We start from the raw sequence: 13,037 nt of genomic DNA, 5'->3' as shown, positions 1-13,037 counted from the left end.
GGTGGGGGGGGGGGGGGGTGTCGGGGGGGGGGGGGGGGGGTGGGGGGGGGGGGGGGGGGGGGGGGGCGCGGGGGGGGGGGCCCCGGGGGGCCCCCCACCCCCGCCGCGCAGGACGGTCCCGCAGGCGGCAGCCTCGTCATGGTGCTCGACTCCTCGGGCTCCATGGGGGACGACGACGGCACGGGCCGGACCCGGATGGAGAGTGCCCGTACAGCCGTGGGCGCCGTGGTCGACGCGCTCCCCGACGGGCATCCGACCGGCCTGCGGGTCTACGGCGCCGACCGGCCCAGGGGCTGCACGGACACCCGGCTCGTCCGGCCGGTGGGCGCGGTGGACCGGGCGGCCGTCAAGGAGGCCGTCGCGGGCGTACGGCCCCGCGGGGACACCCCGATCGGGCTCTCCCTCCGGAAGGCCGCCGAAGACCTTCCCGCCCCGTCGGGCGGGGCGGTCGGGACGCGGACGATCCTCCTGATCTCCGACGGGGAGGACAACTGCGGTGGGCCGAGCCCCTGCGAGGTCGCAGAACAGCTCGGCAGGGACGGCGTCGGGCTGCGGATCGACACGGTGGGCTTCCAGGTCGAGGGTGCGGCCCGGGAGCAGCTGGAGTGCATCGCCGAGGCAGGGAACGGGCGTTACTACGACGCGCCGGACGCTGACGCGCTCGCCCGTCAGCTGCAGAGGTCCGCACAACTCTCCGCAGGCGGCTACCGGTTGAAGGGCGACAGGATCGATGGAGGGGCCGCCGCGGACGAGGCTCCCACGATGGCTCCCGGCCAGTACCTCGACAGCATCGGCCCCGGCGAGAAGCGGTACTACGCCGTCGGCCTCGATGCCGTCTCCACAGCGGACCTCGCGGCCACGGCGGTCCCGCAGCCAGGTGCGGCCGTCGACGGCCTCGACGCCCTGAGCACCCGTCTCGTCGGCGGCGCCGGCACCACCTGTGAGTCGGACACCGCACGCTTCCTCCAGCAGGAGGGGGCGACTCCGCTGACTTCGGCGGTGTCCCGGATCCGTTCGGAGGACGGCAGCCGCACCTGTGACGAGGCGGGCCGCTACCTGCTGGTGGTCGAGCGACAGAGCAAGAAGGACTCCGACACGGCCCGTTGGCCTCTGGAGCTGGTGTACGGCGTGGAGAAGCCGCTGGCCGGCGGAGTCACGCCGGCACAGTCCGAGCCGGAGTACGGGAAGGGCGGCGAGCAGGCCCCGCTGCCGACGGGGGACCCGCGTGACGTGCGGGGCGGAACCGGCTTCAACGACGCCGTGCAGCTCGGCCGGGGCGTGTGGCGGGACCGGATCCTTCCGTCGCAGACCCTCTGGTACAAGGTTCCGGCAGGCTGGGGCCAGCAGGTGCGCTACGACGTCGAGTTCGCCAACGAGCCCACCGTGGAAGGCGCCGCCGCCACCTACTCGTACGGTGGGACGCAGCTGTTCACCCCGGCGCGCCTCCCGGTCGGCAGCGGCGGCGAGTTCCGTTCGACGGCGTTGTACGGCGGGAGGCCGGCGACGCTGCGGATGGGGTCCGTCCCGGTCGCGTGGACCAACCGCTACGAGTCCGCCGCAGCGGTGCGGCCGGTGCATGCCGGGGGAGATTTCTACATCGCGGTGACCCTCGGGGCGAAGGCGGCCGAGATCGCCGAGAACCCACGGATCGGAGTGGTGCTGCGGGTGGCGGTGCTCGGTGACGAGCTGGCCGGTCCGCAGCACGGGGCCCGCGCACGGGCCGAGTCGGGCGATCCCGGTAATCCGGCGGGGGCCGCAGACAGCGGTGGCGGGGGCGGGGCAGGATGGACCGGCATCGCGACGGCTGCCGGAGCGGGTGCCGTGGTCGTTGCGATCTCCGGTCTCCTGCTCGTACGCAGCCGGCGCAGAGCAGGCACGCAGACGACGAGGGGAAGCGCGTGAACAGGCAGCGCAACAGGGGCCGGGTGACGCTCGCGACGGTCGCGGCGGTGTGCGCGGTGGCGGCACTGCCGGGGCAGGCGCACGCGGCCGACGGCCCCGCGGCGTACACCTTCGACCCCGCGGCGGTATCGGTGCAGGGCGTCGAGACGAACTCCGACGCGGCGGAGCTGAAGCCCGGGTCGGTCTACAGGAGCTCCGTCAAGAGCGGCCAGAAGCTCTACTACCGCCTGGAGCTCGGCGCCAGGACAGACGCGTACGTCTCGGCCGTGGCCGTGCCGAAGGCCGGCGGGAAGGTCGCCTACGGGGACGGCATCACGATCAGCGTCAGGGACCTCGACGACAACGTGTGCAGTTCCGAGGACGCGGCCTTCGAGTCGGCGGAGTTCGCGCGCCCGATCGCCGCGTACGCCCACCGGACCGTGGAGAAGGACAGCACCACCTGTGCGGCGGGCGGGACGTACAACGTGCTGATCGAGCGGGAGAGCAAGGCGACCTCGTCGCCCGAGGCCTGGGACCTCGAGCTGCGCTACGAGACCGAACCGGCGCCGAAGGACGGCGGGTCACTGCCGACCGAGGCACCGGAGGACTGGCCATCCGCGTCGCCGGTGCCGCCTGCCGGCAAGCAGGAGAGGTCCGGCGGCAGCGGATTCCACGACGCGACCAGCCTGGGGTCCGGCGAGTGGGTGGACACCATCGCGCCGGGGCAGACCCGCTTCTACCGGGTGCCCGTGGACTGGGGTCAGCAGATCTTCGCCACGGCCGCGCTGAGCAACAGCAAGAAGTCGACCGAGTACCTCGGCAACGCCCTTGCGCTCGCGCTGGACAACCCGGCCCACGGCCACGTGGACGACGCGACCCTCTCGTACTCCGGGGCGTCCAACTCGGTGGCCCTGGACCCGTTGCCCCCGGTGGCGTACGAGAACCGCTACGACTCCGCGGCGGACGTCAGCGCCATGCGTTTCGCGGGCTGGTACTACCTGTCGGCGACGCTCTCGCCCGATGTCGCCGAGCACTACGGGGACGACGGCCTCGCGCTGACGCTCAGGGTGAAGGTCGTCAACGACAGCAAGCCGTCGCCGTACCAGGGGGACGCCGGGATCTTCGGGGTCACCGACGACGACAGGGACATGGCCGAGACCGGTCAGAGCGACGCTGCGGCCGAAAGGAGCGCCACGATGAGGACGGTGGCCGCGGCCGGGATCGGCGCGGGCTCCGTGCTGGTGCTCGGGCTCGGTGCGTGGACCCTGCTGGCACGCCGCCGGGCCGCTCCCGCCGCCGTGCCGCCGGGTACCCCGGGCGGGCAGGCGCCGCTCGGGGGTCCGCCGCAGGTCTGGTAGGGCGCTCAGGCCTGGGTGAGGGCCCAGATCCCCACGGCGAAGCAGACCAGAGCCACCAGCAGTACCGGGACCGCCACCTTCGGGGGCGGTCCCGGCCGCTTCGCGGGGGACGGCCGTGGCGCGGGCGGGGAGACGCTCCGGGGAGCCTGGGGGTGCTGGGCGGTGTAGGCGCGCGTCTGCGCCGCCCCGTACGGCACGGCGGCCGTGGGGGCCTGTGCGAGGTCCGGGGAGGCTCCGGCGGCGTAGGGGTTCGCTGTGAGCGGGCTCGCCGCGTGCGGGTCCGCCGTGTGGGGGTTCGCCGCGTGGGCCGGAAGCGGGGAGGACGGCGTCTGCTGGTCCAGGGGTGCGGGGCGCGGGGGCGGCGGTGCGAGGTGAAAGCTGCCCGTCTCCGACATCGACGAGGGTGGCGCGTACGGCTGGTGCCCCGTGTGCTGCTGCGGGCCTGCGTCGAGGGGCGTGTGCGGCTGTGGCGCCGACGGGGGGCCGCCGACGGACTGTGCGGGTGTCCGGGGGCCCCTGTCAGGTGATTCCGGGCCGTCGGGGCCGAACCCCGCGGGAAGGGGGCCGATCTGGTCGAACACCTCGACCGGCTCCTCGCCCGGTCCGGCCTCCGGCAGCATCTCGACCGCGGCCGTGAGGGCCTTGCGCGCCCCCGTGGCCGTACGGAAGCGGGCGTGCGGGTCCGGCTGCAGCAGGCCGGCGAGAACCTGCCACAAGGGCTCCGGTACCCCCTGCGGGGCGCCCGGAGTGCCGTGCTCGGCGAAGTACTCGATCAACGCCTTGGCGTCCGGCTTACGGCCCTGGAGCAGGTAGAGCGCGACGAGGCCGACGGCGAACAGGTCCGCCGGGAAGTCCGGCTCCGCTCCCATCATCTGCTCGGGCGCGAAGTAACCGGGCGTTCCCACCACGTAGTTGGTCTCGGTCAGGCGCGGCTCACCCTTGCGCATCGAGATGCCGAAGTCGGAGAGCCGCAGGTGCGGCCGGCCCGTTCCGGTGGCCTCCATCAGGATGTTGGCCGGTTTGATGTCGCGGTGCACGACCCCCTCGGCGTGCACCGTGGACAGCCCGGACAGCAGCTGATCGAGCAGGAGGCAGACGAATCGCGGGGGCAGCGGGCCGTAGTCACCGATGACATGGGCCAGCGAGCCCCCGCTGACGAGATCCATCGTGAACAGGACCTTGTCGTCGTCCGCGGCCCAGCTGGCCGGGGCGAGGACGTGCGGATGCTCGATCCGGAGCGCCTGCTCGCGGACGAAGCGCAGCAGCGTGTGCGCGTCGCTCTGCTGCAGGACCTTGGCCGCCACATAACGGCGGCGCCGGTGGTCCCATGCGCGCCAGACCGCCCCGACCCCACCACGTCCGATCGGATCGATCAGCTCGTACCGACCAGCGAAGACCTCACCCATTGCGCTGCGCCCGCTCCCGTTCCCGTTTCGGTTCGTGCCCCGGCTGTCGGGATACTGCCACGGCCCCGCCGCCCCGGGGCCGTCCCGGCCTAGCTCTGGTGGCCTTCGTAGTGCGCGACCGCGTCAGCGGTGCGTCCCGCTCCGTACACCCTGAGGAACTCTGCCAGCTCGGGGTGGGCCGGTGCGAGGGAGTCGGCCGCATCGATGATGTCGCCGGCCGCGGCCACCGACCGCAGCAGCGACTGGATCTCGCGGACCACGCGCCGCACGGTGGGGGCACCGCCGGTGGTGGAGGTCTGGCCGGTGTTGGTCAGGACCGATCCGCCCTGAGACTTCTTGATCTCTTCCATCCGGTCGGTGGCCTCCCCCGCGCTGACGCTGCCGTCCGCCACCTGGCTGGCCAGCTCCTGAAGTGCCTGGACCCGCTGGACGACCGCAGGGTTGCCGATCTTGGCCCGCTGCCCGCTCATCAGCTGGGAAAGCATGGGTGCGGACAGCCCCAGCACCGCCGCGAGGCGCGCCTGATTGAGACCGAGGTCGTCGATCAGCCTGCGGAAGAGCGCCCCCAGCGGCTCTCCGTACCAGCTGCGCTGGAGCTCCCGGGCTCTAGCCGTCGCCTCTTGCTGTGCTGCGTCCATTGCGTCTCCCCTTCGCTGCGGCTTCGCTGCTGCGAACCTCGTGTGCATCTTACGGAGAGCGGTTGCAGGCCGGGAGTCCCAATCCTTTTGCAGGATTCGGGGGGTCACCCGGTACTCTGTTCTGCGACGGACGTCGAGGCATGGATGTGTCCTGCGGTGTCCGGTTTTTCGGGGCCTTAGCTCAGTTGGTAGAGCGCTGCCTTTGCAAGGCAGATGTCAGGAGTTCGAATCTCCTAGGCTCCACATCCCGAAAAACCCCTCCGGTCTGCGGAAATCGCAGACCGGAGGGGTTTTTCGTGTGTTGTGGCGGGCACCTCGCGTCGGTCACGGCACGTCGGTACCGGCGACGTGCCGTCCCCCGCCGTGCGGCGGGATCACCGGCATGCCGCAGACCGGTCGACCGCCTCGGTGTAGTCGGTGACCAGGCTCTTCATGGCCGTCGGGTCGTCGATGCCCGAGCCGAGGACCTGGATCACCGCGAAGAGGTCCTGCTCCGGGTGGGCCGACGACGTGCAGGAAGCGGTCCTGCCCACGGCGGCCTTGCCGGTGTGGACGAACCGGGAGTCGTCCGACGCCGTCCCGCCGTCGGTGTCGGCGTACCCCTGCGCGACCGTCGCCGCGGTCTCTCCCGCCCCCCACCATGCCTGGGCGAGGCGCAGGGCCGCCTTGCCGTCCACGGACACGTCGCAGCGAGTCGTCCCGCCGTTCGGCTGCGAGGAGGCCGACGAGACCGAATCGCCGCCGGGGAGCAAGGCCTTCACCAGTGCGGGATCGACAGCGACCCCGCAGAGTGACGTGGGCACGGTGTACTTCTTCTCGGCCGAGTCGTCGCTGTCGCCCGAGCACGCCGACAGGGTGGACGCGAGGACGACGGCGGCCGACAGGGAGACGGTCGCACCGATGAACCGGTGACGCCGGAGAGATCCACGGACAGACAACGCGGAAAGCCTTTCGAGGTTCGGAAGGGGACGACGCGGCGGGCGCCGTCCTCGGACATGCGATCAGATGTCCGTCTTCAGGTGCGGGGACATGAAGTCGGTGTTCGTACCCGCGGCCCGGAACCCCTCCTGGGCGGCCGCGCGCGCCTTCTCGTCGATGCTGTCGTCCATCAGGTCGTCACGGTGGTGCGCCTTCGCCGCGTTCTCCACGGCCTTCTCGGTGTACCCCGCGTTCTGGTCGAGGCCGCTCTCCCACTTCTCGCCCATGACGGACCCCGCGTCGTCCTTGGCGTGACCCTCGGCGTCCTGGAAGAGGGCTTCGAGGACCATGCTGCTCGCCGTCCCCGCCACGCCGCCGGCCACCGCGCCGCCGATCGGGCTGGCGATGAACGACGTGCCGACGCCGATGCCCGTGCCGATGCCTCCGGAGACGGCGTTCTTCCACTGGCCCACGGACTGGTCGAACTTCTTGTCGGCTTCCTCGGCGGGGCCGGCGACCGCCTCCTGACGTCCGATGGCCAGCGTGCCGGACACCTCGCCCGAGCCGTGGGCGATCTGCTCGATGGCGAACTGTGTGTCGTTCGAGTAGCGCTCGCCGGCCGGCAGGTCGGGGTTCATGTGGTAGTCCATGAGGTTCGCCATGTACGACTTGTTGGCCACCTCCACGGCCGCGTACCCCTCAGGATTCTGTCCGACGGTGACCAACAGGGCGTTCACATCTCGGTGGTTGAGGGTGGCGGAGCTGCCGGCCACGGGGAACAGCTTGTTGGTGTCCTCGTCCTGGTCGTCGGTCATGGCCCGGTTGATGTCCGGCAGGTACTCCGAGGTGATCTGTCCGATGCTGTCGGACATGTAGCCGTGCTTGGTGAGCCGTTCGTTGTCGTCCGAGACGGAGGACACGATGGACTCGAAGAGCTTGGTCTGCCCGTCGTCGTGGGCCGGGGTGTCCGCCGTCGGCAACTCGCCCGCCGGATGCCCTGTCGTGGCGGCCTCCAGGGCGAGGGCGAGGTTGTTGCGGCCGGTGTTGTCATCGTCGCCCTTGAGGTTGCTCTCCTGCGGCCATTCCCGCTCTTCGAACAGGTACTGGAAGTTGGAGAGCGGAACCTTCCCGTTCTTGCCGTTGCCGTCCGTGTCGCGCTCGAAGGGGGAGTCCTCCTTCGAGACGTACTCCTCGTTGAAGAAGTCGGTCGCCGCGTCCGGACTGTTGGACAGACCCTTGAGGTAGCCGGTCAGCGGGTCGTCGCCGCTGTCGTCACCGATCCGGTTGAGCCACGGGTCCATGCCCATGTGCTGCCACGCCAGGTTCGCGTGCTCGCCGTTGCCGGTGAGCCTGCGGTCCGTCTCCATGAGCTTGGTGCCGTAGCTCTTGAGGAACTGGTCGTCGTAGTCGCCGGTCCGCATCAGGTTGCTCATGACCTGGAAGCCCATGGGGCCGCCGCCGTCCCGGCCGATGGGCTGGTCGCCGAGCTTGATCATGTTGCCCTTCCAGCTCGTCATGTCGGCGGAGTCGCTCTGTGTGGCGGTGGCGAGCGTCATGCCGAGATTGCGCTGGAGGTCGTCGAGCTTGTCGAGGCGTTCGCGGCCCACGTTCGGGTTCACGGCGGGGTCGTTGATGCCCTGCCAGAACTCAAGGGTCTTCGTGGGCCCGAGATGCGTGGCGAACCGCTCGGCGAACAGCGGGTCGTCCTTGTACTTGGCCAGGCCGCCGTCGATCTTGTCGAAGTCGGCCGGTGTGAGGTCCTTGGGGTTCTTCGCCGCGATCTTGGCGAGGTCCTCCGCCGCCTTGACGGCCTCCGCCGCGGAGTCGCGGTCCTTGTAGTCGGCGTCCGAGAAGCCCATCTTGGCCTGATCGGCGATCGCGGTCAGCACCATGCTCGCCGAGTCGTCGCTCTCCGAGGCCTTCTTGAGGATCCCCTGCACCTCGTCACGCAGTGCCGTGACATCGCTCTCGCTGTGCTCCGGCACCGAGGTGCCCTTGGCTGCCCGGTCAGGATGGATGTTCATGGTGACGGTGAAGCCGCCGCCGCCCGTGCTCGTGACGGTCAGATTCTTCTTGTTCCCGCGGCTGATGGCGGCCTCGAGATCCTTCTTGTACTGCCTCAGCTCGTCGCGGGTGTCACTGAGGATCTTGTGAATGGTGTTGGCCTGCGTGTGGGCGTCACTGAACTCGCCGGCGGTCTTGCCGATGAACTCCTTGGTGACCTGAGCGTTCATGCCGGCCCAGTCGGCCGTGTTGGCGGCCTTGTGCAGGCCGTCCTCGGCCTGCTTCTTCAGTTCCACCAGGTGTCGTACGAGCAGGTTCCAGTCGGAGACGGCGTCGTCCAGCGTCGAGAAGTTGGCGAACCGCAGCGCGTCGAGATCCATGAGTTGTCGTTCTCCTGTACGTCTGTGGGCGCGCTGCTACTTCTTCGGCTCGTACGCCGGGTTCTTCGCGCCCGGCTCGCCGGCCCGCTCGTCGAATCCGGCATCCAGGGCGTCGATGCTGCTCACCTGCCGCTGGATGTAGTGCTCGTCACCGGCGTGCACGTTCTTGGTCACCTGCATGTGGTTGGAGATGTGGGCGCACGCGTCCATGAGCGACTTCAGCTGCTCGTCCCACCGGTTCGACACGTGCTTGAGCCCGCCGCCCAGCGCGAACCCCTGGCCGCTCAGGTCACCCGCGGCCTTGTCGCTGCTGGGAATGGCCACCCGGGCCTTGTTCCAGAGGTCGTCGTAGAGGCCGTGGGCCTGGCTGCCGATCTTCGTCAGATCGTCGTGGCCCACCTTGAGATCGCCCGTCTGCCCGGGCAGAGCCGCCGAGCCTCCGCCGCCGGGCTCGAGCTGGTTCAACTGCATCCCGGTCGCCTGCCGCTCGGAGGCGTCCGCCTTCAGCTGCTCCCACTCGTCCCATGCCATGGACAACCCTTCCCCCGCGTCCCTGTCCCGTCCCGTCGCGTCCGGTGGACGCCTCGGCTCCAGGCCAAGCTAGCAATTCGCCAGGATGTTCACATGGGGCGGAGTCCGTATCCGTGAAGAGCAGTTGTGCATATCTCGTGGAGGCTCCAGGAGGGATGCGGCTCGAATGCCTTAAATCGTCCGAGCGGGGCCGGTCTGTGCGTCGGCGGCCCTCGGAAGGATGCCGGGCCGATCGGCGTTCGGTCAGGCGCATTCACCCAGGGGCGGGCGGGGCCGGGAGGCGCCCCGGCTCCGCCCGCGACGGTGTCAGGGCCGCAGCTCGATCACGGTGATCTCGGGATCGGCGCCGACCCGTACCGGCGGGCCGAAGAATCCGGCGCCGTTGGTGACGTACAGCTGAGTGTTGTCGACCTTCCCGAGGCCCGAGACGACGGGGTTGGCGAGTTTGGTCAGCTGGGTGAGCGGAAACATCTGACCGCCGTGGGTGTGCCCCGAGAGCTGGAGGTCTACCCCGTGCCGTGCGGCCTCCTCGATCATCACCGGCTGGTGCGCCATGAGGACGACCGGCCGACCGGTGTCCCGGCCGCCGAGCGCCTGCTCGTAGTCAGGCCCGCGCCCGTGCTCGGTGGCGGACAGGTCCTCGACCCCGGCCAGGTCGAGCACGGCGCCGTGGTGGTGGATCTCCGTGCGTTCGTTGAGGAGCGTGGTGACCCCCAGGTCGTGCAGTTCGTCCACCCACGCCTCGGCGCCGTCGAACATGTACTCATGGTTGCCCGTGACGAAGAAGGCGCCGTGCGTGGACTCCAGGTGGCGTAGTGGGCGGGCGGCGGGGGCCAGCTGGGACGGCTTGCCGTCCGCCAGGTCCCCGACGACGGTCACGACGTCGGCCTCCAGGCCGTTGATCATCCGGACGATGCGCTCGGTGTGGCCCCGTCCCAGCAGCGGACCGAGGTGCAGGTCGCTGACGACCGCGATCCGCAGCCCGGAGAGCGGCTGTGCCAGACCGGCGATGCGGATGGGCACCCGCTTGATCACCGGGTCGCCGAGCGCGGTCCGCATGCCGGCACCGGTGGTGGCGACGGCGATCCCTCCTGCGGCGAGCGCGCCCGCGCGGCTCAGGAAGAGGCGCCGGTCCGGACGCGCGGGGCCGGTGTCCCGGTCCCCGCCGGGGCCGTCGCCCGCCTCTCCGGACGTCGGTCCGGCACTCGGAGAAGCTGTCTCTGTTTCACGTGAAACAGGGTCTCCCTCTGTTTCACGTGAAACGGTCGTCGCCGGAACCCTTACGGGCTCCGCGGCCGCCGGCGGCCGCGCCGGCCCGCTCCGCCGCCGGGTAAGCGCCCGGATCCCGAGGACCGCACGCGGGATCTCCAGCACCAGCAGAACCAGGATCAGGTACAGCAGCACTCCCAGCCAGACGTACCCCGCCCAGGCCAGCGGCCGTCCCGTGTCCGGGCCGAGAGCCGGGACGAGGATGCGCGGGGCGGCCGCGAGGGCTGCGGAGGCGACCGTCGCGACGGTTCCCACCCGGCGTGCCCTGCCTCCCTGGCGCGTGGTGTCGCGCACCAGCCGGACCCAGAGCCAGCGGTGGATCAGCGCGGAGGCCACGACGATGAGCAGGTTCACCAGGGGTGCGAGCATTACTTGGCCTCGATCAGGTCCTGGCGGGGAGTCTCGGCAGCGGGCGCCTCACTGATCCCGTACCGGGCGTGCAGACGGCGCAGCGGAGCCGGTGCCCACCAGTTGGCCTTGCCTGCCAGTCCCATGAAGGCCGGGACGAGGAGGGTACGGATCAGCAGGGCGTCGACGAGGACCGCCAGTGCCATGCCGATGCCCAGCTCCTTCAGGAAGACCACACCGCCGGTGGCGTACGTCGCGAAGGTGAGGGCGAGGATCGCGGCGGCCGAGGTGACGAGCGGGGCGCTGCGCTGGATGCCTTCGGCGACCGCGCGCGTGTTGTCCCCGGTCCGGTCGTACGCCTCCTTGACCCTGGCCATGATGAACACCTCGTAGTCCATGGACAGCCCGTAGGCGATGCAGAACATGAGGATGGGGATGCTGGGTTCCATACGGCCGCTCGCGGTGAAGCCGAGGACTCCGGAGAGGTTGCCCTCCTGGAAGACCCAGACCAGCACGCCGAACATCACACTGAGACTGAGGATGTTGGCGATCGTGGCCTTCGCCGGGATGAGCAGGCTGCCCGTCATCAGGAAGAGGATGACGAAGGTGACCAACAGGATCAGGGCGACGACGTAGGGGAGGCGGTCGAGAAGCTCTCCGCGGAAGTCCGTCATCGCGGCGGGGAACCCGCCGACCCGCACCTCGGTGTACGGGGCGTCCACCGAGCGCACCCGCTCCACGAACTGCGCCATGTCGCCGGCCAGCGCCTTCTGGTCGGGGACGACCGTCAGGAGGGTGTGCTCACCGGCTTCGAAGCGGCCGGGATCCGCCGTGGCGCCCGCACGCCCGCCGTCGCGGTACGTGCCGCTTCCGGTGTCCACCTGGAAGACGCCGGGGACCTGCGACAGTCGCTCCGCGTAGTCCGAGCCGTCCTGCGCCGCTTCGCCGGTGGTGACGATCTGGAGCGCGTCGGTCTCCTCGGCCGCGAAGCCGGTGCGGATCTCCTCCTGCACGATGCGGCTGGACGCGCTCGCGGGGAGCACCCGCTCGTCGGGCAGGCCGAACCGGGCGCCGAGGAACGGCGCGCCCAGGGCGAGCAGGGCGATCAGCACGGGAAGGCCGTAGAGGAGCGGCCTGCGCATGACCTTCAGGGTGTTGCGGTACCAGCGGCCGCTCTCCACGGCGGGTTCGGTCCGGCCCGGCCGCAGGGTGCGCCGGCCGACAGCGGCCAGAGCGGCGGGCAGCAGGACGACTGCGCCGAACGCCGCGGACACGACCACGGCGATGCCGGCCCACGCGAAGGACTGGAGGAAGGGGAAGGGGAAGAGGAAGAGGGCCGCGAGCGAGGCGGCGACCGTGAAGCCGCTGAACAGGACGGTGCGTCCGGCGCTGGCGACGGTGCGGACGACCGCGGCGTGCCGGTCGGCGACGCTGCCGCCGGGAGTGGCGGCCATCTCCTCGCGGAAGCGGGAGATGACGAACAGGCTGTAGTCCAGGCCGAGTCCCAGACCGAGCACGAGGGCGAGGTTGGCGGCGAAGGTGGAGACCTCGGTGAACGCGGTGACGCCGCGCACCATGGCGAGCGTGGCCAGCACCGAGAAGAAGCCGACGCCGAGCGTCAGCCCGGCGGCCGACCAGCGGCGGTACACCCACAGGAGCAGCAGGAAGACGGCGGGGATGACGATGGCCTCCGCGCGGAGGAAGTCCCGCCGGGTCTCCTCGCCGACCTGGCGGAAGACCTCGTCCTGGCCGCCGGGGCGCACGGTGAGGAGTTCGGTGTCCCGGGTGAAATCGGGTGTGATCTCCGCCAGTTCGGTCCGTACCTCGGTAGCCGATCCCCGGAGCCAGGCCACCACGAGCGCCTGCGAGCGGTCCTCACTGACCAGGGCGCTGTCCGCGCCGCGCGACCAGTAGGAGCCGGCCGTGTCGACGCCGTCGCGTCCGGCCAGGTCCTCGGTCAGCTTCCGGCCCTCGGCTGCCGTCTCCGGGTCGTCGACCGTCCCGCCGTCCTTCGCGGTGACCAGGAGCACGTAGTTCGGGGAGCCGTCCTTGAACTCCTGGTGCAGGATCTGCTCCGCGGTGTCCGACTCGGAGCCCGGCGCCTCGAAGCGCGACAGGGACAGGGCTGCTTGGGCCCCCGCGCCGAAGGCCGCGGCGAGCAGGAAGAGGACCGCACCGGCGATCAGGACGGTGCGCCGCCGGGCCGCGGCGAAGGCGCCGAGCCGGTGGAGCGGGGACGGTGTGGCTGGCATGGGATGAACTCCCTGGGTTTCGGGGGTGGGAGGAAGGCACAAGGGCTCCGTA

Annotated in this window: 9 protein-coding genes and 1 tRNA gene; 3 read left to right on the top strand and 7 right to left on the bottom strand. The window is 70.8% G+C overall.

All coding sequences use genetic code 11. From position 1 onward, the window contains the following. Positions 1-138 precede the first annotated feature (138 nt). On the top strand, positions 139-1,902 hold the full coding sequence (locus ACFUNE_RS17440; protein WP_383568046.1) for a VWA domain-containing protein: 1,764 nt from the start codon (positions 139-141) through the stop codon (positions 1,900-1,902). Continuing rightward, positions 1,899-3,239 (top strand): hypothetical protein, encoded by a 1,341-nt coding sequence (locus ACFUNE_RS17435; protein WP_383568043.1) that lies wholly within the window; start codon positions 1,899-1,901, stop codon positions 3,237-3,239. The genes ACFUNE_RS17440 and ACFUNE_RS17435 overlap by 4 nt, the downstream gene beginning before the upstream one ends. A gap of 5 nt (positions 3,240-3,244) precedes the next feature. Here ACFUNE_RS17435 and ACFUNE_RS17430 read toward each other — a convergent pair whose 3' ends face one another. Both ACFUNE_RS17430 and ACFUNE_RS17425 read right to left on the bottom strand, forming a co-directional pair. Then, positions 3,245-4,645 (bottom strand): serine/threonine protein kinase, encoded by a 1,401-nt coding sequence (locus tag ACFUNE_RS17430; RefSeq protein ID WP_383568040.1) that lies wholly within the window; start codon positions 4,643-4,645, stop codon positions 3,245-3,247. 89 nt (positions 4,646-4,734) lie between these two features. Then, the gene (locus tag ACFUNE_RS17425; RefSeq protein ID WP_103760647.1) at positions 4,735-5,283 is read right to left on the bottom strand and encodes a DNA-binding protein; all 549 of its coding nucleotides are present in this window, start codon (positions 5,281-5,283) and stop codon (positions 4,735-4,737) included. Positions 5,284-5,453: 170 nt separating this feature from the next. Here ACFUNE_RS17425 and ACFUNE_RS17420 point away from each other — a divergent pair. Next, positions 5,454-5,526, top strand: a tRNA-Ala gene (locus ACFUNE_RS17420). 131 nt (positions 5,527-5,657) lie between these two features. Here the strand turns inward: ACFUNE_RS17420 and ACFUNE_RS17415 are convergent. The 5 genes from ACFUNE_RS17415 to ACFUNE_RS17395 all read right to left on the bottom strand — a co-directional run bounded on the left by ACFUNE_RS17415 (position 5,658) and on the right by ACFUNE_RS17395 (position 12,985). Next, positions 5,658-6,221 (bottom strand): hypothetical protein, encoded by a 564-nt coding sequence (locus ACFUNE_RS17415; protein ID WP_383568037.1) that lies wholly within the window; start codon positions 6,219-6,221, stop codon positions 5,658-5,660. A gap of 63 nt (positions 6,222-6,284) precedes the next feature. Continuing rightward, a complete protein-coding gene (locus ACFUNE_RS17410) occupies positions 6,285-8,585 on the bottom strand; it encodes a hypothetical protein (protein ID WP_383568035.1) in 2,301 nt (766 codons plus the stop codon). Between the two features lie 36 nt (positions 8,586-8,621). After that, entirely contained in the window at positions 8,622-9,116 is a 495-nt protein-coding gene (locus ACFUNE_RS17405; protein WP_383568032.1) for a hypothetical protein, read from the bottom strand. Positions 9,117-9,422: 306 nt separating this feature from the next. Beyond that, positions 9,423-10,754 (bottom strand): metallophosphoesterase, encoded by a 1,332-nt coding sequence (locus ACFUNE_RS17400; RefSeq protein ID WP_383568029.1) that lies wholly within the window; start codon positions 10,752-10,754, stop codon positions 9,423-9,425. Further along, the gene (locus ACFUNE_RS17395) at positions 10,754-12,985 is read right to left on the bottom strand and encodes an MMPL family transporter (RefSeq protein WP_383568026.1); all 2,232 of its coding nucleotides are present in this window, start codon (positions 12,983-12,985) and stop codon (positions 10,754-10,756) included. Before ACFUNE_RS17395 ends, ACFUNE_RS17400 begins: the two co-directional genes overlap by 1 nt. Between the last annotated feature and the right edge of the window lie 52 nt (positions 12,986-13,037).

Source organism: Streptomyces sp. NPDC057287, assembly GCF_042667905.1.
Taxonomy (GTDB): Bacteria; Actinomycetota; Actinomycetes; order Streptomycetales; family Streptomycetaceae; genus Streptomyces.
The sequence above is the reverse complement of the archived record's forward strand: the minus strand, read 5'-3'. Positions and strand labels throughout refer to the sequence as shown.